At 63.4% G+C, this 23,919-nt stretch carries 17 protein-coding genes and 1 riboswitch; of the genes, 4 read left to right on the top strand and 13 right to left on the bottom strand.

Annotation, left to right across the window (positions count from 1 at the left end; translation table 11 throughout):
* Positions 1–510: 510 nt before the first annotated feature.
* Positions 511–3,330 carry a preprotein translocase subunit SecA gene (secA, locus tag ABXS05_RS28120; protein ID WP_367626155.1) on the top strand — a complete coding sequence of 940 codons (2,820 nt, stop codon included), beginning with the start codon at positions 511–513 and terminating at the stop codon, positions 3,328–3,330.
* On the top strand, positions 3,327–3,896 hold the full coding sequence (locus ABXS05_RS28115; protein ID WP_367626154.1) for a hypothetical protein: 570 nt from the start codon (positions 3,327–3,329) through the stop codon (positions 3,894–3,896). The genes secA and ABXS05_RS28115 overlap by 4 nt, the downstream gene beginning before the upstream one ends.
* 57 nt (positions 3,897–3,953) lie before the next feature.
* Here the strand turns inward: ABXS05_RS28115 and ABXS05_RS28110 are convergent, their stop codons facing one another.
* The 4 genes from ABXS05_RS28110 to ABXS05_RS28095 form a co-directional block, all read right to left on the bottom strand.
* Positions 3,954–4,700 (bottom strand): TfuA-like protein, encoded by a 747-nt coding sequence (locus tag ABXS05_RS28110; RefSeq protein WP_367626153.1) that lies wholly within the window; start codon positions 4,698–4,700, stop codon positions 3,954–3,956.
* The gene (locus tag ABXS05_RS28105; protein ID WP_367626152.1) at positions 4,697–5,929 is read right to left on the bottom strand and encodes a YcaO-like family protein; all 1,233 of its coding nucleotides are present in this window, start codon (positions 5,927–5,929) and stop codon (positions 4,697–4,699) included. Before ABXS05_RS28105 ends, ABXS05_RS28110 begins: the two co-directional genes overlap by 4 nt.
* 38 nt (positions 5,930–5,967) lie before the next feature.
* The gene (locus ABXS05_RS28100; RefSeq protein ID WP_367626151.1) at positions 5,968–6,585 is read right to left on the bottom strand and encodes a hypothetical protein; all 618 of its coding nucleotides are present in this window, start codon (positions 6,583–6,585) and stop codon (positions 5,968–5,970) included.
* Between the two features lie 171 nt (positions 6,586–6,756).
* On the bottom strand, positions 6,757–8,706 hold the full coding sequence (locus ABXS05_RS28095) for a BTAD domain-containing putative transcriptional regulator (RefSeq protein ID WP_367626150.1): 1,950 nt from the start codon (positions 8,704–8,706) through the stop codon (positions 6,757–6,759).
* On the opposite strand from ABXS05_RS28095, the gene ABXS05_RS28090 reads away from it, so the two are divergent.
* On the top strand, positions 8,695–9,018 hold the full coding sequence (locus ABXS05_RS28090) for a hypothetical protein (RefSeq protein WP_367626149.1): 324 nt from the start codon (positions 8,695–8,697) through the stop codon (positions 9,016–9,018). The genes ABXS05_RS28095 and ABXS05_RS28090 overlap by 12 nt on opposite strands.
* 269 nt (positions 9,019–9,287) lie before the next feature.
* Here ABXS05_RS28090 and ABXS05_RS28085 read toward each other — a convergent pair whose 3' ends face one another.
* From ABXS05_RS28085 to ABXS05_RS28045, 9 genes are all read right to left on the bottom strand, one after another.
* The gene (locus ABXS05_RS28085) at positions 9,288–10,466 is read right to left on the bottom strand and encodes a YcaO-like family protein (protein WP_367626148.1); all 1,179 of its coding nucleotides are present in this window, start codon (positions 10,464–10,466) and stop codon (positions 9,288–9,290) included.
* Positions 10,467–10,495: 29 nt separating this feature from the next.
* Positions 10,496–11,122, bottom strand: coding sequence for an FMN-binding negative transcriptional regulator (locus ABXS05_RS28080; protein ID WP_367626147.1), 627 nt, complete (start codon positions 11,120–11,122; stop codon positions 10,496–10,498).
* A 152-nt stretch (positions 11,123–11,274) separates the two neighbouring features.
* Positions 11,275–11,727 (bottom strand): hypothetical protein, encoded by a 453-nt coding sequence (locus tag ABXS05_RS28075; RefSeq protein WP_367626146.1) that lies wholly within the window; start codon positions 11,725–11,727, stop codon positions 11,275–11,277.
* Positions 11,728–11,802: 75 nt separating this feature from the next.
* Positions 11,803–13,641 (bottom strand): AfsR/SARP family transcriptional regulator, encoded by a 1,839-nt coding sequence (locus ABXS05_RS28070; RefSeq protein ID WP_311937648.1) that lies wholly within the window; start codon positions 13,639–13,641, stop codon positions 11,803–11,805.
* A gap of 636 nt (positions 13,642–14,277) precedes the next feature.
* Positions 14,278–16,245 carry an AfsR/SARP family transcriptional regulator gene (locus tag ABXS05_RS28065; RefSeq protein ID WP_367626145.1) on the bottom strand — a complete coding sequence of 656 codons (1,968 nt, stop codon included), beginning with the start codon at positions 16,243–16,245 and terminating at the stop codon, positions 14,278–14,280.
* Positions 16,246–16,647: 402 nt separating this feature from the next.
* The gene (locus ABXS05_RS28060; protein ID WP_367626144.1) at positions 16,648–19,872 is read right to left on the bottom strand and encodes an efflux RND transporter permease subunit; all 3,225 of its coding nucleotides are present in this window, start codon (positions 19,870–19,872) and stop codon (positions 16,648–16,650) included.
* A gap of 15 nt (positions 19,873–19,887) precedes the next feature.
* Complete coding sequence (locus tag ABXS05_RS28055) at positions 19,888–21,054, bottom strand: efflux RND transporter periplasmic adaptor subunit (RefSeq protein WP_367626143.1); 1,167 nt, start codon at positions 21,052–21,054, stop codon at positions 19,888–19,890.
* 443 nt (positions 21,055–21,497) lie between these two features.
* Positions 21,498–22,814, bottom strand: a complete 1,317-nt coding sequence (locus ABXS05_RS28050) for a UDP-glucose dehydrogenase family protein (protein ID WP_367626142.1) — start codon at positions 22,812–22,814, stop codon at positions 21,498–21,500.
* A 117-nt stretch (positions 22,815–22,931) separates the two neighbouring features.
* Entirely contained in the window at positions 22,932–23,486 is a 555-nt protein-coding gene (locus ABXS05_RS28045; RefSeq protein WP_367626141.1) for a histidine phosphatase family protein, read from the bottom strand.
* A gap of 37 nt (positions 23,487–23,523) precedes the next feature.
* Positions 23,524–23,670: riboswitch (cobalamin riboswitch) on the top strand.
* Between the two features lie 30 nt (positions 23,671–23,700).
* On the opposite strand from ABXS05_RS28045, the gene ABXS05_RS28040 reads away from it, so the two are divergent.
* Complete coding sequence (locus tag ABXS05_RS28040) at positions 23,701–23,913, top strand: CbtB domain-containing protein (RefSeq protein ID WP_068284091.1); 213 nt, start codon at positions 23,701–23,703, stop codon at positions 23,911–23,913.
* Positions 23,914–23,919 lie beyond the last annotated feature (6 nt).

Raw genomic sequence — 23,919 nt, 5'->3', positions numbered from 1 at the left:
GTCAATGTCGCCGAACGGCCAGCGCTTCGCCCGCCTTTTAGGAAGGCCTGTCGTCAAAACTGTGACGAGGCCGGCGCTTTGCGACGAATGACCGAGCCATAGCGGCGTGACGGCAAAAAATTACGGATTTTTCAGCCAAATGCCCCGGTCAACCGGCGTGGTAGACCCTAAGGTCGATTGACACCCCAAACCCCAATACTTAAGTGAGTCCCGCCGGCAAGCCCTTCGAACCGGGGCGCCGGCATTACGGCCGTCGGTTCACACAATTTCATAAGGCAGCCTGATTCCCGCTGCATCGGACTGCGCCCATCTTGCCGTATCGGGAGCATGCCGCCATGCTGGTGCCATAGCGCACGGTGATTGGAAGCGGGTTGCCTCACATCGGACAGCGCCCGGGCGATGTCCGGTTTCCGTTCCCCGGCTTTCACGGCCGGGGTTGACACGATGACCGGAGCCCCTCTCCGGTCAGGTATCACGCCGCCGCGAGGCGCGAAGATTTGAAGGCCTTCTATGTTCGGCTCGCTCGCCAAGAAACTGTTCGGCTCCTCCAATGATCGCCGGCTGAAAGCCTACAAACCCAAAATCGCCGCCATCGCGGCGCTCGAACCGGAAGTGGCAGCGCTGTCCGACGAGGCTCTGCGAGCCCGCACCGACGAGTTCAAGGCCCAGCTCGCCGCCGGCAAGACCCTCGACGACATCCTGGTGCCGGCTTTCGCCACCGTGCGCGAGGCGGCCAAGCGCGTGCTCGGCCAGCGCCATTTCGATACCCAGCTCCTTGGCGGCATGGTGCTGCATGAGGGCGCCATCGCCGAAATGAAGACGGGCGAAGGCAAGACCCTGGTGGCAACCGCTCCGGTCTACCTCAATGCCCTCGCCGGCAAGGGCGTGCATGTCGTCACCGTCAACGACTACCTGGCCAGCCGCGACTCCGAATGGATGGGCCGTGTCTATACCTTCCTCGGCCTGACCACCGGCGTGATCGTGCACGGCCTCACCGACGAGGAACGCCACGCGGCCTATGCCTGCGACATCACCTACGGCACCAACAACGAATTCGGCTTCGACTATCTGCGCGACAACATGAAATACGACATGGCGCAGATGGTGCAGCGCGGCCATGCCTTCGCCATCGTCGACGAAGTCGACTCCATCCTGGTTGACGAGGCCCGCACACCGCTGATCATCTCCGGCCCGCTGGAGGATCGCCCCGAGCTCTACCAGACCATCGACGCGCTGATGCCGCAGCTCGACAAGGACGACTACGAGCTCGACGAGAAACAGCGTACCGTCAGCCTCACCGAGAAGGGCAATGAACGCGTCGAGCAGATGCTGGCGGGTTCCGGCATGCTGCGCGACGGCTCGATGTATGATGCGGCCAACGTCACCATCGTCCACCACGTCAACCAGGCCCTGCGCGCCCACAAGCTGTTCACCCGCGACAAGGACTACATCGTCCGCAACGACGAAGTGGTGATCATCGACGAATTCACCGGCCGCATGATGCCGGGACGACGCTATTCGGAAGGCCTGCACCAGGCGCTCGAAGCCAAGGAGCGGGTGCAGATCCAGCCCGAGAACCAGACCCTGGCCTCGATCACCTTCCAGAACTATTTCCGCCTCTACGCCAAGCTGGCCGGCATGACCGGCACCGCCGCCACCGAGGCGGACGAGTTCATGGACATCTACAATCTCGAAGTGATCGAGATCCCGACCAACCGGCCGGTGCAGCGCATCGACGACGACGACGAGGTCTATCGGACGGTCGACGAGAAATACAAGGCGATCGTGCGCCTGATCGAGGAATGCCGCCAGCGCGGCCAGCCTCTCCTGGTCGGCACCACCTCGATCGAAAAGTCCGAGACGCTGGCCGCCTATCTCTCCGGCCAGGGCTACAAGCAGCGCGACTTCTCCGACCCGAACGCCTTCGCCTCGCTCTATGACGGCGACCAGGGCACGGCCGAGGAGAAGGTCTTCGCCGTGCTGAATGCCCGCTACCACGAACAGGAAGCCTTCATCGTCAGCCAGGCCGGCGTGCCCGGCGCCATCACCATCGCCACCAACATGGCCGGCCGCGGCACCGACATCCAGCTCGGCGGCAATGCCGACATGCGCATCAAGGTCGAGCTCGCCGACCTGGCCGAGGGAGCTGAGCGCGAAGCGGCGGAGGTTCGGATCAAGGATCAGGTCGCCAGGCTGAAGGAGAAGGCGCTCGCCGCCGGCGGCCTCTACATCATCGGCACCGAGCGCCATGAGAGCCGGCGCATCGACAACCAGCTGCGCGGCCGCTCCGGCCGCCAGGGCGACCCCGGCCATTCGCGCTTCTTCCTGTCGCTGCAGGACGATCTGATGCGCATCTTCGGTTCGGAGCGCATGGACGGCATGCTCCAGAAGCTCGGCCTCAAGGAGGACGAGGCCATCGTGCATCCCTGGATCAACCGCGCGCTCGAAAAGGCGCAGCAGAAGGTCGAGGCGCGCAATTTCGACATCCGCAAGAACATCCTGAAATACGACAATGTGCTGAACGATCAGCGCAAGGAGATCTTCGAGCATCGCCGCGAGCTGATGGCGCAGGAGTCGGTGGGCGAGACCATCGCCGATTTCCGCCATCTCGTCATCGACGACACGGTGCGCGCCCATGTGCCCGAGAACGCCTATCCCGAGCAGTGGGACACCGAAGGCCTGCACAAGTCGGTGAACGACGTGCTCAGCCTCGACCTGCCGATCACCGACTGGGCCAAGGAAGAGGGCATCGCCGACGAGGAGCTGACCCACCGCATCACCGAAGCGGCCGACAAGCACGCCGCCGAGCGGGCCGCCGGCTTCGGCGAGGAGGTAACGCGTCAGGTCGAGAAGGCCGTGCTCCTGCAGACGCTCGACAATCTGTGGCGCGACCACATCGTCACGCTCGACCATCTGCGCCAGGTCATCGGCTTCCGCGCCATGGCCCAGCGCGATCCGCTGATCGAGTACAAGTCGGAAGGCTATCAGCTCTTCTCCGACCTGATGAACCGCTGGCGCGAGGATGTCACCCGCACCATGTTCCGCCTGCAGGTCATGCAGCAGCCGGAAGAGCCCGCTCTGCCGCAGATGTTCGGCCAGCATATCGACCCGCTCACCGGCGAGGACGAGTTCGCCATGCCCGGCTCCGGTTTTCCGCCAGCCCAGCTGAGCTCACCCTTCCCGGCCGCCGACAGCCCGGCCCAGCGCATCGTGGCGCCGGAAGATCGCAACCCCGACGATCCCTCCACCTGGGGCCGCGTCGGCCGCAACGAGGCCTGCCCCTGCGGCTCGGGCAAGAAGTACAAGCACTGCCACGGGCAACTGGCTTGAGCGACGCGCCGTCGCATCCGGCCGAAGGCCTGTCGACGGTGCTGACCTATCGCCTCACGCCGGAGGAAGTGCTGCTGTGGAGGGAACTGGCCGCCGGGCGTCGCAACGCCCTGCGGCGGGAGCCCATGGACCAGGGCAGCTACTACTACCTGCCCGTCCTGCTCCTCGCCGGCTTCGTCATCCTTCTTGCTTTGATCGGTGCCATCGGAATCGAGCACCTGCAATTGGCACTCGCCTTCGGGCTCGCAGGCTATCTCATCACCCGCCTCTGCGACTTCGCCCTGTCGAGATGGTATGCGCGCAAGGCCGTTCGCCACGACACACGACGCGGCTTTTTCGAAGGTGATTATCATGTCACCTGGGATATGCACTCGATCCGCGCCGACATTCCCGATCTCAGCCTGACATTCGCGCGCAAGACCATCGGCCATGTCTCCGACTTGAAGGGCCTGGTCGTGTTGTGGATGGACGAACTCGATTCCTCGCTCGCCATTCCCCACCGCGCCTTCGAAGATGAGACGGCGCGACGACGGTTCATCGGCGGCATCGCGTCCAAGGCCGCCTGAGGCAGGAGCGGCTTCACCGGCTTCGATACAGAAATCGAGGAACCGGCGTCGCAGCCCTCAGGCCTCGTCCGCCTCTGCCTCCTCCTCCTCCAGCCTGTCCTCCACCCGCTGGCGCAGCACGGCGAAGAAGCCCGATTGCGACAACGTGAAGTTCGGCTTGGCGAAAGGCTTGCCGGCATCGGCCCGCATACGGGCGAGCAAGGCCAGGGCGTCGGCCTGTTTCTGGCTGACGGCGTGGCGCTCCAGCACCGCTTCCACAGAGGCGGCATCGGCAAGCCCCGACTGCGCCACGACATCCGGCCAGCTGCGCTCCTTGAAATGGATGCGCCGTGCCGCGGCCAGCAGGGCCTCGCAGCTCGTGGACGGCAGCGCTCCGGCCTCGGCAATGGCCTCCAGCGTCGCCTCGACGTCGACCAGGGCCAGGCTGAGCGGTGCATAGCCGAACTCGGCCGGCGCATGCGCCACGCCGACATCGGCATCCGCCACCCGGCGCCCGCTGGCATAGTCCTCGAAGATTCGGCCGATGCCGATCATGCCGAAGGCGGCGCATTCGGCACCGCGCAGCGCTCCCATCGAGGCGGCGCCATAGACCGGGATGCCTTCGCTGAGGGCGTAGAGGATCTCCTTGTGCCAAACCGAGGGCGCGTGGTCGAAGACGCCGTCGATCAGGCCTATGGCATCGGCGCCGGTCATCGCCGCCGCCAGCACATCGCCGCAGCCTGCGGGCGGGCGCACCGCAAAGCCCTCGAGCAAGGCAGGGTCGACGCCGTGAAGGCTGGGACCCGTGAAGAGGATCGTGGTCATGGGCGGGTTTCTCTGGCGGCTCCGGCCGGCCCGCCAACCGTCACCTGTCTGGGAATGAGGTCGTTGACGCTGACGGAGGCGACGTCGCCCTCCATATAGGCGCCCAGCCCCGGTGTCAGGATCCTCACCACATGGGCGAGGGGTGAGGGAGAGGCGAGGTCGAACAGGAAGACATCCTCGCAGCCGGCATGGGCCAACGCCTGCAGCGTCACACTCAGGCGCTCAGCGTCCGAAAGACTGCTTCGGCTCGGATAGCGCTCGGCCAGGACCGACAGCGTCACCGCCTCTTCCCTTGGTAAGGGCACGGCGCTGGTCGCGACGTAATATTGCGAAGGATCCATGTCGTCCCGTGCGCCGGCTATGTTGGTCAGGCGCGACTGCACGGCTTCCAGCAGCGCCGCCAGCATGGCCTCCCCTGCATCGAGGCGGCAGGCATAGCCACCGGATAGTCGCTCCCCGGCTCCCTGCTCATCCAGGACGGGCCGGCTTATCACGGCGCCGACGACGGGAAGGTCCGTCTTGCCCCTGACATGGTAGAAATGGGGCACCAGGCCTGCGGCGGAAACCTTGCCGATGGCTTCGTCGAGCCCGGCATGCAAGCCTGGCTGCCACAGCAACTGCCGTGCGAAAGTGCTGGAAAGCCCGAAGAGCTCCACCGGCAGGGTGGCATCCCTCTCAATGGCTTCGAACAAGGCCCGGGTAGCAGCGAACTCGAATGTCCGCCCGGCGGCAAGGCCGGTGGACGCCACGGTAAAGGCCCTGTAGTCCCAAGGGAATCCCACGCGCGTATCGAGCCCGATCAGCTCATAGGGCGCGTAGACCTCCGCACCGGATCGCTGATGGACCCCGCGCACCCAGGCGCGCTGGCGCATGGGATCGAAGAGAGCATATTTGCAGCGCGACAATCTCTCGAGGGGCACGAGCCTTCGCCTGCGAGCCACCATCTCCGTCGCCGTCGCGAATTCGCAGACCAGTTCTTTCGTCTGTTCGGCGACGGCCCCTTCGATCGATTCCATGATGGCGCCGATCCGCGCCTGTTCATGCGTCAGGCCCTTGCCCTGGCTGACCGACAAGGCGCGGGAATTGGGCCGCGTCGCAAACCAGACGGGAATGCCGATGATATCGAGCCCGGTGATGTCACCGCAGCGGGTGATGCGGAACGGCGCCAACGACTGCAGGGAAAACGGCGAACCGCAATCCGCCGTCTTCCCTGGATCCGTCGGGAGCAACTCCCCTCCTTCGAGGAGATGGTGCAGTTGGTCAGGCATTATTTGCCGGCATCATCCGATAGGACTGCGTTCTGCAGCGTATCGCCGTCCGAACCGATCAGTTGCCGCAGCGCCGCCTCGACCGGGGAATAAATGCCCGCATTCGATTGGATGGTCGTCTGGATGCCGGCGTGGGGTTGGATGCCGGCCTGGTTGGTAATCCCCGCCTGGGATTGGACACCAGCCTGGGACTGTACGCCGGCTTGGGACTGCACCCCTGCCTGGGACTGCACCCCTGCCTGGGACTGCACGCCAGCTTGGGTTTGAACACCGGCCTGGCTCTGGATCCCCGCATGCAGCTGGCCGTTGGCATCCGTGAAAATATCGGTTCCGAACGCAAAATCGACCTCGGACAGCCGCACGCCGGCAGCCACGAGAGCTTCGATACCCTGGGCACTGCTGGGGTCTATGCCACTTCCCGAAGCGGTCGGGGCTCGGCAGTCCGCCATCAACCGCCACAGCGCCGCAACGACTTTCGCGTAGCCGTCGCTCGAGGTTGCCTGGCTATATTTAACGATCTCATCGTGGCTGATTTCGACAACGCGCAACGGGCTCATCTTGATGAGTACAACCCCGGCGCCTCGGTTCCCGATGACGAACATCCGCTCGGTGGACATATCCCCTCCTGCTCCTTTCAAAAAGACAGCAACCCTCGAATGCACGCCAGCTTATGGAATTTTATTTCGTACAAATCGATCGTTGCTATCCAACGTCACCCCAATACACGAGTAGCAGACTTTAATCTCTATATTTAAAGTCAAATTCGAGAATTTTTGGAGATGACAAAATCAATCCAAGCCAGCTATTCTCAATCCTTCCGCACATAGATTGATATCTTCGCTACGCCGGTCTGGCGCGAGGCGAGCCATTTCGAGCGCCGTTGCGCCGGGATACATTTCGGCGAGCTTCCTGCCATATTGGCGCGCCACGTCCACATTGCCCATGAGGCCGTGGCACATGGCCAGGACACGCAGAACCGCATCTTCGCTGCTCATGTTCTTGCACAGCTCGATTCCCGTGGCGAAATCCCTGCGCCGGATCGCGATGGTGCAGCCGAACCACCAGTAATAGTCAGGCGGGAACGGATTGAGCTCCAACGCCCGCTGGAAGCGCTCCCACCCGGTATCGGCAAAGCCGAGATGCGACAAAGCATCGGCATGGTGGGACAACAGGTCCGCCGAATGCGGATTCAGCGCCTCGGCGACCAGGAATTTCTCGGCCGCATAGTCGAAATCGCGCTGATAGAGCGCGACGACCGCCGCCATCCAATGGCCCTCGCCGATGCCACCGTCGATGGCGAGCGCCGTTTCGGCCTCGTGACGGGCCTGATGCAGGAGATAGGGGTCATTCCCCCCGAGCATCAGCCATTCGAGCTGCAGGGTCTGGGCGATGCGGGCATGGGCCGGCGCAAAGGAGCGGTCTTCGCTGATGGCCTGCTTGAACTCCGCCCGGGCTCGGCGCAGTTTCGGCAGGTCGCAATTCTTCAGGCGGGTCTGGCCTTCCAGATAATGCCGGTAGGCGTTCGGCTTCGGATCGGCCCTCATCCGGTCGAGCTGATCGCGCTCGATCTCGCTCGCGAGCGTCGACGAGATCTGCCGGGTAATACGCCTGAAGGTGGAAGGCAATTTATCCAGGCCGATCGGATATTCCGCCGCCCAGATGATCTCGGCGCCGGGCTGACGCGTCAATCTCAGAGCCATATGCTCGCCATCGGGGAGCATGAAGCCTGAAATGAGATAGCCGCTTCTCAGCGCCGCCAGCCGCTCCGCGTCCGGCGAATCCGCGACCTCGAAACTGCTATGGGGCGCAATCACCGCGAAGGTTCGATGACGCGACAGGTCATTGGCCACATCTTCGATGAGCGCGCGATGCAGGTAGTGGAGCTGGTCTCCCGCCAACGCCTTGGGAGGAAACAAGGCAACCCTTGGCAGGCCGACCAGGCTACGCGTTGCCGAGACCTCCCGGTCAGCGTCGCCCTGCATCTCGCTGGACCGGTCCGATACCACATGCAGGCGCGCTCTCGGCGCGTTCGCCAGGATGCGCCGCATCGCCGCCATCGTCTCGGGACGCGGCTCGCTGTCCAATTCCTGCTTCAGAACGGCAACGAGGGTGGCATAGGTGCGGTTCACCGCATCGAAATTGCCGTTTCGCCCATAGGCCTCGAGCAAAGCTCGATAGCTTTCCTCGCGCTCCGGCTCCAAGGCCAGCATGCGTTCGCCAATGATATCGATCTCACGCTCGGGCGCGCGCCCGAAGCGGGTCATTTCCAGCAGCACGTCGGCGGCCAAGCCGAGCACCAGGCGGCGGAAGCGTTCGCGCTCGCCGCGGAACCACTGCGCCAGTTCGCCGCCGCCGGTGTCGATGGTGTCGAGCAGATCGCCTCGCGCCAGCAGCACCGCCTCCACCCGCTCGGCGAGCACAGCCGATTTCTGCAGGGCAAGGATGCTCGCCAGATCGGAACGCTGCGCACTGGAGCCGGCCATCAGATGGGAGCCGCTGGTCTCGATCAGGGGCTCCTCATAAGGCCAGCACCTGTGAATGCGCACCAGCAACTGACGCAGATTGGTCAGTGCCTTCTCCTCGGGCGCATCATCCCAGAGCAAGGCGGCCACCGCCTGGCGGCTCATCCGGCCGCTGCCGGCAAGCAGCAGCATGGCGATGAGAATGTAGCCTTTGGCCGGAAATACCCCCTCGGTCGGCTGGGCCATGTGAGGCACGCCGACCAGATGAACGATCATGTCCCGCTCAGCATTCATTCGTCGATCCCAGCTCCCTTCGCATGGTTGACGGACGAAAACCGCGCCCGCTCCCCCATAAGGCCTGGCACTATCGATCCGAACAACGCCGGCTCGCGCCCGTGGGAAACTCGCGCGAGCACCGCCAAGTTCGTGAACCGTGGCGACACTGTGTTACAAAATCCATTCAAGTCAATGAATTGGCCAGAAATCCTCGCCTCAAGTCACACCGGCGTCACACCAGCCGCTAAAATGCAAAAGAAAATAATGAGAATTATTTTCAAAAATCTTTACGTGATATATAATTATATTTGAAAAATGCCCTAAAAAATTGATACAACTACCATTATTATGTAAATACTGCAAAACTAAAACGCAAAAAATGTAATTTAATACAAAAAGACTACAAGGAAGCTCCAACCTCTGTCGGAAGCTCTCCAAAAAATATACTGCCGATGCCCCGACAAATTGCAGGAGTTCGTAATTTTAGGACCTTCCTCGCTCCCATGAGCAAGGCTGCGGGAAAGACGCGTTTTCCCTGCTTCCGCGCTGCCGCTTCCGGCACTATGCTTCGGCCGGCACCATCACGTCATCGCTCCGAACAGATCCTCAAGGCCGATATCGGACACGCCATCCTCCACGAAAGTCTTGAGGCCCGGCACCAAGGCGCGCACCACATGCACGCCCTCGACCGGTCCGGGAAGATCGAAAAGAAAGATGTCGGCGTGCCCGGCCGCCGCAAGCTTGCCTGCGACGATGTCGAGTTGTGCGGCATGCGTCAGCTCTTCCGCCCGGAGTAGAGGCGCTTGGCGATGACGCTCGGCGAATTCGGCCAGGCCGGGCGCCCCCAGAACCGGTGCGGGCAGAACGTCACCCCGCGTTTCGTAGAAATCCGGCTCCAGATCGTCGCGGGCCCCGCCAATATGGGTGAGCCGCGACTGCACGGCCTCCAGCAAGGCCGCCAGGGCAGCGGCTCCGGCATCGAGCCGGCAAGCCTCGCCTCCGGAAAAGCGCTCGCCACCGCCCTCCTCGCCGATCACCGGACGAACGATCGCGGCGCTGACCACCGGCAGACCGAGACGGTTGGTCTTGTCGAAGAAGCGCGGCTCCAGCCCGGCGGCGCGTACCTTGGCGACAGCCTCGTCCAGTCCGGCATGCACGCCGGCTTGCCAGCGCATTTGGCGCGACGTGGCCTCGAGGTGACCGAACGCGTCGGAGAAGGTGGTGGCATCATGCTCCGCCAGTTCGAGCAGGGCAGCCAGGGCGGCGAACTCGAAGCTCGGCCCGGCGGCAAGTCCGGCCGAACTGATATGGAAGGCATCCCGATCCCAGGGAAACTCTTCGCGCATGTCGAGCCCGATGAGCTCATAGGGTGCGAAGACCGGCCTCCCGCTGCCATGGGCAACGCCACGCACCCAGGCGCGCGGAGCCTCTTCGTCATAGGCTTCGGCCCGGAAGCGCACGAGCTCTTCCAGCGGGACCAAATGCCGGCCGCGAGACAGCATCTCCTCCGGCGTGCCGAACTCGGCGATCAGGGCCTTGGTCTGTTCGGCGACGGCCCCTTCCACCGCCTCCATGATGGCGGATATGCGCGCCTGCTCAGGTGTCAGCCCCTTGCCCTGGCTGACGGCGATCGAGCGCGCATTGGGCCGGGTCGCAAACCAGACGGGAATGCCGACGACGTCGAGATCGGTCAGGTCACCCACGCGCGTGATGCCGAAGAGTGCAAGGGGCGGATGATCGTAGGCAGGTACCGGCTTCATGGCGGGGCGGTCATCAATCAATGAGCCGGCTATTTGACGGCTTGGGCCATGAGGTCGGCCATAACAGCCTCGCCCTCCGCCGTCAGGCCTTCGATAACGCTGCTGCGATAGGGCTCCGGCCGGTTCTGACTGAGCTTCCATTTGCCCTCGATGCTGGTAATCGCGATCTCCAGCCCGATAATGCCCTTGATCTGCCCCTTCATGAAGGATGATGGCGCACTCTCGGCCTGCCAGGGTTGCGGACGCCCGGCCTCGACCAGATTGGTCAGGGCGGTGACGTGCTCGCGCAGCCAGCGCGGATTCTCCGTCGACCTCAAACGGCCATGGACATGAACGGTGACATAGTTCCAGGTCGGCACGGCCTTGCCGCCTTCCACCTTGTCGACATACCAGCGCGGCGTGATGTAGTGCATCGGCCCCTGGAAGATCGCCAGCACCTCCAGGGCCGGGTCGTGATCGACGGCCATATGATTGTTGCGGTTGAGATGCCCCCGCAACACGCCCTTGCGCCCCTTGTCTGCCACCAGGAACAAGGGAATGTGATTGGCCTGCAGGCGTCCCCGTTCATGGGTGACGACCGTTGCCAGCGGATGATCGCGCATCAGGGCGTGGAGCACCTCCACGCGCTCTTCCCGGAAATATCGAGGGTTATACAAGGCTCACCTCATACTTCCACGAGGCCGGCATCACGAAACGGAACCGAACCGTTCAGGGCAAAGCACGATTCCCCCAAACCGCACTTTGCTCCGCTTCTTCGTTTGACGCATTGCTTCGATCAAGAAACCTGTCGACGTCCTTGGAAAATGCCTCAGCAGGCAAAATCGTCGGCATTGCCATCATCGAGCAGCACCGCATCCTGGAGATTGTTGCCGGTTCTCTGCGTCAGGTAGCAAAGCGCCATTTTCAGGGAACGGTTGCGGCCCCGAACAGCTTCGATCGCCGCAGCCGACATGTTCGTCCCAAACGAAAACTCCAGATTGCTCAGCTCCGCACCAGCCTCGGCGAGCGAAGCGATGCCGACGATATTCTCGGGCTCGAGCGGCTTGCCTTGGCCATTGGCAGCACGGTGGTCGGCAATCACCCGCCAACAGAGGGCAGCGACCGCCGCATAGCCGTCGCAATTATGTTCTTTGCCAAAACGACGGACCTCCTTGTCGGGAATCCGAACGATGCGGATGGGACTCATCTTGATCAGGAAGACTCCGACGCCCCTGTCGCCAATGATGTAGATATGATCTCGATCTCGTCTTATTCCAGCCATGCTACCCTCTCTTGAGTAAGTTTATGATTATAAGTTTTCTTATTATGAAGTTAAGAAGAAGAAGCATTTTGCGAATTAACTTATCCCAGCCACTTTAAGCCCACGCACAATAACCTCTTTCATGTTTCCTTTCTTATCCGGCGTGAGATTTACAACATCTGCCGCAGTGATGCCGGGATACATATCCTTCAAACGTGCCCCATAGTTCCTGGCGACCTCCTTGTTACCGAGATTGCCATGGCATATTGCCAGGATCCTCAGGACGGACTGATCGTTCTCCATTTTGCCGCACATGTCGATCGCCCCGTCGAAGTCCTCGCGAAAATAGGCGATCGTGGCCCCGCCCCACCAATAGCGGTCGGGCGGGAAGGGATTGAGTTCGATGGCGCGCTGAAACCTCTGCCAGCCAGCATCGGGATCCCCCAGATGAGCCAGGGTATCGCCATGCGATTCCAGCAGGTCGGCCGAATTGGGATTGAGCGTCTCGGCTTCCAGGAATTGCTCCGCCGCCTTGTCATAATCGCGCTGATGCAGTGCAATCACCGCCGACATCCAATGACCGACGCTGTTGCCTGCATCGATGCCGATTGCCGCCTCGGCTTCGTGGCGGGCCTGCATCAGGAGTGATGGGTCGTTCGCTCCCAGCATGAGCCATTCCAGCTGGAGCGCATTCGAGACGGCTCCCCTCGCGCCGGCGAAGTCCATGTCGATCGCCGCCGCTTTCTGAAACTCCACTCTTGCGCGCCGCAGACGCGGCAGGTCGCAATTCTTGAACAGAAGATGTCCTTCCAGATAGTGCCGATAGGCAAGCGGCTTGGGATCGGCCCGCAGGCGATCGAGCTGATCCCGCTCGATTTCGCTCGCCAGCGTCACCGCGATCCGATGCGAGATCATGCGGAAGGCAACGACCAGGTCCTCCAGTTCCACGCGATATTCGGCTGCCCAGATGATCTCGTCGCCGGGATTGCGGGTCAGGCGTAGCGCCATCTTCTGGCTCCCGGGCACCAGAAAGCCGGTGACGAGGTAGCCCGAGCGCAGGGCGGCCAGTCTTTCCCGATCCCCGGTATCGGCCACGTCGAAACTGCTGTGAGGCGCGGTCACCGCAAAGGTGGCGTGACGCGACAGACTGTTGGCGACGTCCTCGATCAGCATGCGATAGAGGGGATGCAGGGTCTCTCCCGGTCGCGGCTGCGGCGGGAACAGGGAGACGCGCGGCAGGCCCGCCAGATTGCGCAAGGCCGGAGGCTGGACAGTCTGCTCGATCGCCGCCGATACCTCGGCTTCGGCGACGACCTGCAACCGAGGGCGCGGAGCATTCGCCAGGATACGCCGCATCGTGGCCACCGTTTCCGGCCTCGGCTCGGTGCCGAATTCATCGCGCAAGATCTTTTTCAGATCGTCGAAGACACGGTTGGCTTCCTCGATATCGCCGATCCGGCCATAGGCCTCCATCAGTGCGCGGAAACTCTCCTCCCGCTCCGGTTCCAGCGCCAGCATGCGCTCACCGATCTCGTCGATGTCGCTTTTCTTGGCTCGGGCGAACTGTGTCATCTCCATGAGCACCTCGCCCGCCAGCCCCAGAACCTGGCGACGAAAGCGCTCGCGCTCGCTGCGGAACCATTGTGACAATTCGGGCCCGCCGCTGTCGATCGTGTCGAGCAGGTCCCCCTTCACCAGCCTGACGACGGCCACACGTTCGGCCAGCACCTGGGATTTGCGGCGCGCCATGATCTGGGCAAGGTCGCTGCGGGTGGCTCCAGGCCCGGCCATCAGGTTGGAGCCTTCCACCTCGACCAGCGGCTCCTCCAGCGGCCAGAACCTGTTAATGCGGGCCAGCAATTGCCGGAGATTGGTGAGGGCCTTCTCTTCGGGAGCATCGTCCCACAGCAACGCGGCAATAGTCTGCCGGCTCATCCGCCGACTGCCGCAAAGCAACAGCATCGCAATGAGAACATATCCCTTGCCCGGAAACACGCCCTCCATTGGTTTGGCAACATGCGGTACGCCTACCAAATGAAGAACAATGTCGTCCTCAGCGTCCATTCGACTATCCTCGCCTGGGGAGTCTGGCCCGGCATCCCATGCATGCCGCCGCCACTTGCCAGATCCCCGCCGTTCCCATCACAAATCTCGTGGTTCGGAATGAGAACCTTCGGGCCACGCCCGACATATGCGCCGCATCTACTACTTGTTCGTCAAACACATTGAAGTCAACAAGTCCAATCTGATTCCCCACCAGACTTCACGCCCGAGTCACACAGAAACGGAATCATGAATATCACATCGCCCCCGATCAAGAAGTTCATTTATAAAATGATGACAAGGAATCGCATCCATATCGACGCTCCAAATCGTGCAACTAATCTTGCAATTATAAAATAAAACATAATTCAATTCTTGAAATAAAGCAGCCAAACAAAGTCGGGTGCGGGAAAATATCGAGCACCGCACACGGACAATACATTTAAGGAAGGTAATCGCTCGAAACTTCGGGCACCCACCCGGCCAATTAGACTCTTCTTGGATTTCTCGGCGGCAGCCGGCTCTTCTTCAGGAAAGGCCGGCGAGGCGCAGGCCCTGGGCGCAGAACTCGATGTCCTCCTGGCGGCGATCCGGTGCCAGGCGCGCGAGGTCCAGGGCGGACATACCTGGATAAGTGTCCATGACGCGCCGCCCATAATGACGGGCCATCGCGGTATCGCCCACGAAGCCATGGCACATGGCCAGCACCCGCATGGCCGATTCGTCATTCTCCATCCGGGCGCACATCTCGATTGCCTCCTCGAAGCGCCGGCGACGGATGGCGATGGTAGCGCCGAACCACCAGTAATAATCCGGCGGGAAGGGATTGAGCTCCAGGGCCCGCTGGAAGCGCTCCCAGCCCAGTTCCGGCTCGCCAAGATGCGACAGCGCATCGGCATGGTGGACCAGCAGATCGGCCGAATGCGGATTGAGGACCTCCGCTTCCATGAACTTTTCGGCGGTATAGTCGAAGTCATGCTGATAGAGCGCCACCACGGCCGACATCCAGTGGCCCGTGCCGTGGCCGGGATCGATCTTCATCGCCAGATCCGCTTCCGCCCGGGCCTGGTTGAGCAGGGATGGATCCGTGCCCCCCAGCATCAGCCATTCGAGCTGCAAGGTCTGGGCAATGCGGGCGCGCGAAGGCGCGAAATCCCCGTCCTCCTCGGTAGCCAGCTTGAACTCGGCGCGCGCCCGGCGCAGACGGGCGAGGTCGAAGCTGTGCAGCCGCGCCTGCCCTTCGAGATAATGGCAATAGGCGGCCGGCTTGGGATCGGCCCGGGCGCGATCGAGCTGGTCGCGTTCGATCTCATTGGCAAGGGTGGCAGCGATCTGCCGGGTGATCAGCCGGAAGGAAAGCGCCAACCGCTCGGGCGAAACCAGATATTCGGCAGCCCAGACGATCTCCTCATCCGGCTGCCGTGTCAGCCGGAGGGCCATACGCTCGCTGCCCGGCACCATTAAGCCGGTGATCAGATAGGCGCTGCACAGGCTGGCAAAGCGCCGGGCATCGCCCGCATCGGCGACATGGAAACTGCTGTGCGGTGCGAGCACCGCGAAAGTACGGTGGCGCGACAGGTCGTTGGCGACGTCCTCGATCAGGGCCCGATGCAGGGGATCCAGCACACGGCCGGGTATCGGGCGCGGCGGAAACAACGCCACACGCGGCAAGCCTGGCAGGCGAGGCGCAGCCGGGTTCGCCACGAGCAGGCGTTCATCGGGCATGTTGCGCGTTCCGCCGCTCACCTGCACCCGCGGCTGCGGCGCGCTGGCGAGGATACGACGCAAGGTGGCGACGGTCTGGGGCCGGGGCTCCGTTCCGAATTCACGCCGGAGCATGTCGGTCAGGCCGGCATGAACCCGATTCACCGCCGGAATGTTGCCGTTGCGTCCATGGGCTTCGATCAGGACGCGGTAGCTCTCCTCCCGTTCCGGCTCGAGCGTGAGCATGACCTCGCCGATGAGATCGATCTCTCGCTCGGGCGCGCGACCGTAGCGGGTCATCTCGACCAGGACTTCGGCGGCCAGCGCCAGCACGATGCGGCGGAAGCGTTCGCGTTCGCTGCGGAACCATTGCGACAATTCGGGGCCACCCGAATCGATACTGTCGAGGAGATCCCCCTTGGCGAGCAGGACGGCCTGGACCCTCTCGGCCAGCACACCCGATTTCGCCAGACACAGGAGCGCGGCAAGGTCGCTACGGTCCGCACCGGGTCCAGCCGCCAGATGGGGCCCGCTGGTCTCTACCAACGCATCTGCATAGGGCCATGTCCGATGGATGCGGACGAGAAGCTGGCGCAGATTGGTAAGGGCCTTCTCCTCGGGCGCATCGTCCCAGAGCAGGGCGGCGATGGTCTGGCGGCTCATGCGCCGGCCGCCGGCCAGCAACAGCATGGCAACCAGGACATAGCCCTTGGCAGGAAACACCCCCTCTCCCGCCACCGTGAGATGGGGGATACCGACCAGGCGAAGTGCTATGAAGGGCTTGTCATCCATCCTGTCCACCACGACCCCGGCACCTCCTGCGAGGCGCAACGCTAGAGAGTCTCGATGGTGAAGATCGCGCGCATCAAAACACGCCCGGCCCGACGCCAGCATGACGTCGGTGCCGATCTTCTCCTCATCGAGACCCAGGCCGGATGAACTGCCCCCGCGCGACAAAGCTGCCGGGGCCCACGTACATCTGAGTATCGTCAGAACGACCCGCGACGATGTCGTCGAGCCGTGCTGCACGGTTGAGAATGATCAACATTGTGCGATGAGTCAATCAAAGGGACTGCAAAGCCTCTTTGCTCATCTCAGTCACCATCATATTACCACAAGGGGCGATTTTGCCGTGCCATCCTTGGCGAGCCGGCATGCCGGCCCGCCAATCACTGCCCCCTGGAGCAGCAGGCTTCAGCTTCCTTCCGGCTCGCCCATCGTCGCCGCCGTCACCGTCGAAGGTTTGGGCTTCTCGCGGAAGAGCTTGCGCACGATCAGACGGATGGTGACGTAGAACACCGGCGTGAGGAAGAGACCGAGGAAGGTCACGCCGCTCATGCCGAAGACCACGGCCGTGCCGATGGCCTGGCGCAGTTCCGAGCCGGGGCCGGTGGCGATCATCAGCGGCACAGCGCCGAGGATGAAGGCGAAGGAGGTCATCAGGATGGGGCGCAGGCGCAGCCGGCAAGCCTCGACCACAGCCTGCCAGGGCGTGTCGCCGTGGTCCTCGCGCTGGCGCGCGAACTCCACGATCAGGATGGCGTTCTTGGCGGCGAGGCCGATCAGCATGACGAAGGAGATCTGCGTCATGATGTTGTTGTCCATCACCTTGAACCACCAGCCGCCGAAGATCGGCAGGCCGCGCGCCATGCCGCCGAGCAGCGCCGCCAGAATGGAGAGCGGCACGATCAGGATGATGGCGAGCGGCAGCGACCAGCTTTCATACTGGGCGGCCAGGAACAGGAAGACGAACAGCACGGCGATGCCGAACACGAAATAGATCGTGTTGCCCACCGAGCGTTCCTGGAAGGCGATCTCGGTCCACTCGAAGCCGACGCCCGGCGGCAGTACCTCGGCCGCCGCCTTCTCCATCAGGTCGAGCGCCGTGGTGGAAGACACGCCTGGCAGGCCCGAGCCGCTGACATAGACGGCCGGATAGAGATTGTGGCGCATCACCGTGTCGGGGCCGGTGCGTTCCTCGAAGGAGATCAGCGAGCCGAGCGGCACCAGAGCGCCATTGGCGCTGCGGACCTTGAGGCGGACGAGGTCCTCCTTGTTGAGGCGGTCGCGCCCTTCGGCCTGGGCATTCACCTGGAAGGCGCGGCCCAGGCGCGTGAAGTCGTTGACATAGGCCGAGCCGACATAGACCTGCATCGCCTCGAAGATATTGCCGATCGGCACGTTGAGCATGCGCGCCTTGACGCGATCGACATTGACGAAGAGCTGCGGGCCATTGTTGGACAGCGTGGTGTAGACCTGGGTGAGGCCCGGTGTCTGGTTGGCCTTGCCGATCAGGGCATTGGCGGCCTGCATCAACGCTTCCGCCCCGACGCCGCCGCGATCCTGCACCTGCATCTTGAAGCCGGCACCGGTGCCGAGACCCTGGATGGTGGGAGGCGGAATTACGAAGACGAAGCCTTCCTCGATGGCGAAGACGCGCTTTTGCAATTCGCCCACGATGGCCTGCGCCGACAATCCTTCCTTCAGGCGCTCGTCGAACGGCTTGAACGGCACGAAGATGGTGGCTGCATTCGAGGCGGCGGTGAAGGTCGCGCCGGAGAAGCCGGCAACGCCGATGACATGGGCGACGCCCGGGCTGCCCGCCGCGATCTGCTGCGCCTTGCGCACCACGGCGTCGGTGCGTTCTAGCGAGGCGCCGTCGGGCAACTGCACCACCACGATGGCGTAGCCCTGGTCCGATTCCGGCACGAAGCCGGTTGGCACCTTGGTATAGACGTGCCAGGTGGCAAAGAGCAGGCCGGCATAGATCAGGAGGAACAGGAGCTTGTGGCGGGCCGCAAAGCCCACCGTGCCGCCATAGCCGCGCGACAGCCTGTCGAAGCCGTGATTGAAACCGTCGCCCGCGGCCCGAAGCCAGCGGAACAGGAAGAAGCGGCTGCGATGCTCCGGATCATGCGGCTTGAGCAACAGGGCCGCGAGCGCCGGCGACAGGGTCAGCGAGTTGAAGGCCGAGATCACCGTGGCGGCCGCGATTGTCACCGCGAACTGCTGGTAGAACAGCCCCGATATGCCCGGAATGAAGGCGGTCGGCACGAACACCGCGCACAGCACCAGGGCGATGGCGATCACGGCGCGGCCGACCTCGTCCATGGTGACATGGGCGGCCCGGTTGGGCGTCATGCCGTCATGGATGTTGCGCTCGACATTCTCCACCACCACGATGGCGTCGTCGACCACGATGCCCACCGCCAGGATCAACCCGAACAGAGTGAGCATGTTGAGCGAGAAGCCGAGCCCCGCCATCACCGCGAAGGTGCCGATGATCGAGACGGGAATGGCGATGATCGGAATGATCGCTGCGCGCCAGGATTGCAGAAAGACGAAGACAACGATCACCACCAGCACGATCGCTTCGAAGAAGGTCTCGTAGACGGCCTCGATCGAGGCCGAGACGAATTCGGTGGGATTGTAGACGATGGAATATTTCAGCCCCGGCGGAAAGGCCTTGGCCAGATCGTCCATCTTGGCCTTGACGCGATCGGCGGTAGCCAGCGCGTTGGAGCCGGGCCTCTGCAGCACCGCGATGCCAACGGTGGGCTGGCTGTCGAGATAGAGGTTGGAGCTGTACTGCTTGGCGCCGACCTCGACGCGGGCGACGTCCCTCAGCTTGAGCAGGCGGCCATCCGGCGTCGACTTGATGATGACGTTCCGGAATTGCTCGGCATCCTGGAAACGGCCCTGGGTGGTGACCGTGATCTCGCTGGTGGTGTTGTTGGGCGAGGGCTGGGCGCCGAGCGTGCCGCCGGAGACCTGCACGTTCTGCTCGCGCAGGGCCTGGACGACCTCACCGGCCGTCAGATCGAAACTGGCCAGGCGGTTCGGATCGAGCCAGACGCGCAGCGAGGGCTCGCGCAGGCCGAAGGCGAAGGTCGAGCCGACACCGTCGACACGGGCCAGGATGTCGTTGACGTTGAGAATGGCATAGTCGGAGATGCCATAGTCGTTCAGCGAATTATCCGGCGAATAGAGCGTGACGATCAGGAGGAAGTCGGAAGACGACTTGTTGACCGTGATGCCGAGAGCCCGCACTTCGGCCGGCAGGCGCGGCTCCGCCGAGGAGACGCGGTTCTGCACCTGCACCTGGGCGATGTCGAGATCGGTGCCGGTGGCGAAGGTGACGGTGATCTGCAGCGAGCCGTCGTTGGTGGCCTGGGAGGTCTGATAGATCATCCCTTCCACGCCGTTGATCGACTGCTCCAACGGCGCCGCCACCGTCTCGGCGATGGTCTGGGCGTTGGCGCCGGGATAGGTGGCGTTGATCACCACCGTCGGCGGGGCGATCTGCGGGAACTGGGCGATCGGCAGGCCGACATAGGAAACGAGCCCGATCACCACCGTGACGATCGAGACGACGGCGGCAAAGATCGGGCGGTCGACGAAGAAATGGCCGAATTTCATGGGCTGCGCTCCCGATCAGTTCGGGTCGGGAACGAGCGTTTCCGGCACGTCCAGCTTGGTGGGTTGCGGCACGACCTCGCCACCCGGGCGGGCGCGCATCTGGCCGTTGATCAGAACCTGGTCCTCGGGCTTGAGACCCGACTTGATCACGCGGAACGAGCCGAATTTCGGCCCTAGTTCCACCACGCGCGGGTTGGCGATCTTGTCGGCGCCGACCACGATGACGGTGCGCCCCTGTGCCGACTGACTTACCGCAACATCCGGCACGACCAGCGCCTCATAGGGCTCGCCGATGGTGATGCGGATGCGCCCGAACAGGCCAGGGGCCAGGAAGCCGTCGGCATTGGCGACCTTGGCGCGAGCCGTCACGGTCCCGGTCTGGGCGTCGACCTGCGGCGCGAGATAATCGAGCGTTCCCTTATGGGAGAACCCCTTCTCGTCCGACAGGCCGATCTCGACCTTCAGCGTGGGATCCTTACCGCCGGTGTCCAGCTTGCCCCTGGAGGCCCGCTGATAGGCAAGATAGCTCGCCTCGTCGAGGTCGAAGTAGAAATAGATCGGATCGACGGCGACGATCGAAACCAGCGGCGAGGTCGAGTTGGCCACCACCAGATTGCCGCGCGAGACGAGCTGGCGGGTGATCCTGCCCGAGATTGGGGCGGTGATGGTGGCGTAGTTGAGGTCGAGTTTGGCCGTCGCCAGCGCCGCGCTGGCCGAATCGATCGAGGCGGCCGCTTCCTGATAGGCCTGGAGGTTGGCCTGGTAGGTGGCATCGGTAACGTTGCCGGTCTTCTTCAGGGCTTCAGCACGCGCCAGATTGGCCTTGGTCAGGTCGATCCGGGTCTGTGTGATCTTCACCTGGGCGGCCGCCTGGTCGACTGCGGCCTGGAACGGGCGCGGATCGATCGCAAACAGCACGTCGCCCTCCTTGACGAGGGAACCTTCCACGAAGCTCGACTTGTCGAGATAGCCGGTGACGCGTGAGGTGATGTTCACCTGCGGCCAGGCCTGGAAGCGACCGGTGAATTCGACCGATTCGGTGATCTTGCGGGCGACCGGGTTGGCCACCGTGACCGGCATGGCCGGCATTTGCTGGGCGAGCGCAGCACCCGTCCCCTCGAAGGCCGCCAATGCCAGCACGCCGGCGGCCAGCCGACCCATTCTGCGACGCAACCTCGACATGAACATCCTCGCAAGCAACGCGCCTCAGCCAAGCCGCCCGCATGGCTAATGGCCTTGTCGCGGGCACTGGAGCTGGCGTCTGGAAATTTTGCAGGATTTCCCAGCCTGCGCCGCCAGGGCAGGGTCGGAGATCCTGTTCAGCGCTCCACCGGCCGGAATCGCGGTCGAATCGCCGTGTGAGCCTTATAGTATGATAATTCTTAGCGCTTTGATCCAATCAAGATCGGCGCCCTGCAACCATGAGTTGGGACTTGGTGCAAATCCGCAACAGCACCGTCATTTCTCGCGCCCGTGCTTGACACCCGCTTGGCTACATTCCGATCGGTGCGAACCGGCGGTGCCGGCTTCACCTCAGAAACGAGGCGAGGCCCTCTCGCTGGCTTCTGAAGCCAGCAGCGCCGCGCCTGCGCCGGTTTGCGCAAATATGCGGGAATGTCGTCAGCTCAGGGCGCCGTCCCCTCGCGCCCGATGCTCTCATAGCGGAAGCCGTGCCGCTTCATGTCTTCGAGCCGGTAGATGTTGCGCAGGTCCACGATCACCGGCTGCGTGAGCAGGTTCTTGACCCGCTCGAGGTCGAGCGCCCGGAACTCGTCCCATTCGGTGACGATCACCGCGACATCGGCACCATCGAGACAGTCATAGGCACTGGAGCGATAGTCGACATCGCTCAGAACCTTGTGGGCCTCCTCCATCGCCTGGGGATCATAGGCACGAACCTTGGCTCCCTTGTCCTGCAAGGCGAGCACGATCGGGATCGAGGGGCTGTCGCGCATGTCGTCGGTGTTCGGCTTGAAGGCAAGGCCGAGCAGGGCCACCGTCTTGCCGGCGATATTGCCGTCGAGGGCCGCGATGACGCGGCGGGCCATCGCCGCCTTGCGGGCATCGTTGACGCCGACCACCGCTTCCACGATGCGCAGGGGCACGCCATGCTCCTGGCCGGTGCGCAGGAGTGCCAGCGTATCCTTGGGAAAACACGAGCCGCCGAAGCCCGGCCCGGCATGCAGGAATTTGGAGCCGATGCGGTTATCGAGGCCGATGCCGCGCGCCACCTCCTGCACATTGGCGCCGGCCTTCTCGCACAGATCCGCGATCTCGTTGATGAAGGTGACCTTGGTCGCCAGGAAGGCGTTGGCAGCGTATTTGATCAGTTCGGAGGTGCGCCGGGCCGTGAACAGCAGCGGCCCCTGGTTGAGATGGAGCGGGCGATAGACCTCGGCCATCACCTCCTTGGCCCGTTCGTCCTCGGTGCCGACCACGATGCGGTCGGGGCGCTTGAAATCCTCGATCGCCGCCCCTTCGCGTAGGAATTCGGGGTTTGAGACCACGCGGACATCGGCGTCGGGCCGGACCTCGCGGATCAGCCGCTCGACCTCGTCCCCAGTGCCGACCGGCACGGTCGACTTGGTCACCACCACCGTGAAGCCCTCGACCGCCGCGGCGATCTCGCGTACCGCCCCATAGACATAGGACAGGTCCGCATGGCCGTCGCCGCGGCGCGAGGGCGTGCCGACGGCCAGGAACACCACGGCTGCATCGCGCACGGCGGGGGCGAGCTCGGTGGTGAAGGACAGGCGCTTCTCGCGCACATTGCGCGCCACCAGATCCTCCAGGCCCGGCTCGTAGATCGGCATGCGGCCGGCCAGCAGGCCCTCGATCTTGGCCGGATCCTTGTCGACGCAGGTGACGACATGGCCGAAATCGGCGAGGCACGCCCCCGTCACCAGGCCGACATAACCCGTACCGATCATTGCAACGCGCATGACATCAATCCTGTTTGGGCGACTAACCCGTCAGAGGCGTGTCTACAAAAGGCCCGGCGACATGCCAATGACGAAAAAGGAAAAGCAGCACTGCGGGAAGGCCCAGCCGGAGCGCCTCTATGTCTCCAGCCGCAGCGACCAGCCGCGGGCAGAAGGCCTGAGATCGGCGCGCGCCAGCGGAGCGGCCTCGATGCGCCAGAAGGAACGAGGCTCGCTGCCGAGGACATGAATGATCGCCGCGCGCAACACCGAGGCATGAGTAACGGCCAGGGTGAAGCCCTCGAACCGCCCGCCATCGAGCCAGGCGCCGACCCGCGCGATCAGGGCCGCAATGCTCTCTCCGCCATGCGGGCAGGCCTGCGGATCGGTCAGCCACGCCCCAAGCGCTTCGGGCTCGGCGGCGGCCACCGCCTCCAGGCCAAGCCCCGACCAGCGGCCATGGTCGCATTCGCGCAGTGCCTCGTTGATCTCGGGTTCGAAGCCGAGGGCCTGCGCCGTCTGGCGGGCCCTGAGCGCCGGACTGCTCAGGATGCGGGTCGCCTTGGCAAAACGCCACTGCAGGTCCCGGGCCGCCTGTGCCCCCCTTGCGTCGAGCGCCTCGTCGAGCGGAAACCCCGCCGCACGCAGTGTGGGCGTCGCGCCATGGCACAGCAGGGTCAGGCGTGGCGTCATGAAGGCATTTCCCCAAGATAAAGTCGCTTCCGGAATATTGACATATCCGTGACTTGGGCTCTTATGGAAGAGCTTTGCCAAGGGTGGGAAGCCGGTGGAATTCCGGCACGGTCGCGCCACTGTGAACGGCGGCGCTGCGGCGTCAATCCGGAAGTCAGACCTCTTCCAAGGCAGCATGACTCGTAACGGGACGCGTAATCCCAAGGAGCTTTTCATGACCACCGCAACTCTGGCACCCGTCGCCCAGCAGCCGATCGCCATCCCGGTCCGCGAGATCCTGCCCTGGGCGCTCTTTACCGTGCTCCTGGCCGTGCTCGCCATCTATTTCGTCGGCGCCGAACAGGGCGCAACCTCGCTGATTCCCGGCGTCTACATCCACGAATTCGTGCATGACGCTCGCCATCTGCTCGGCTTCCCCTGCCACTAGGGCGCT

Source organism: Labrys neptuniae (assembly GCF_040797145.1).
Lineage (GTDB): Bacteria > Pseudomonadota > Alphaproteobacteria > Rhizobiales > Labraceae > Labrys > Labrys neptuniae.
This window is presented reverse-complemented; position numbering and strand designations above follow the sequence as displayed.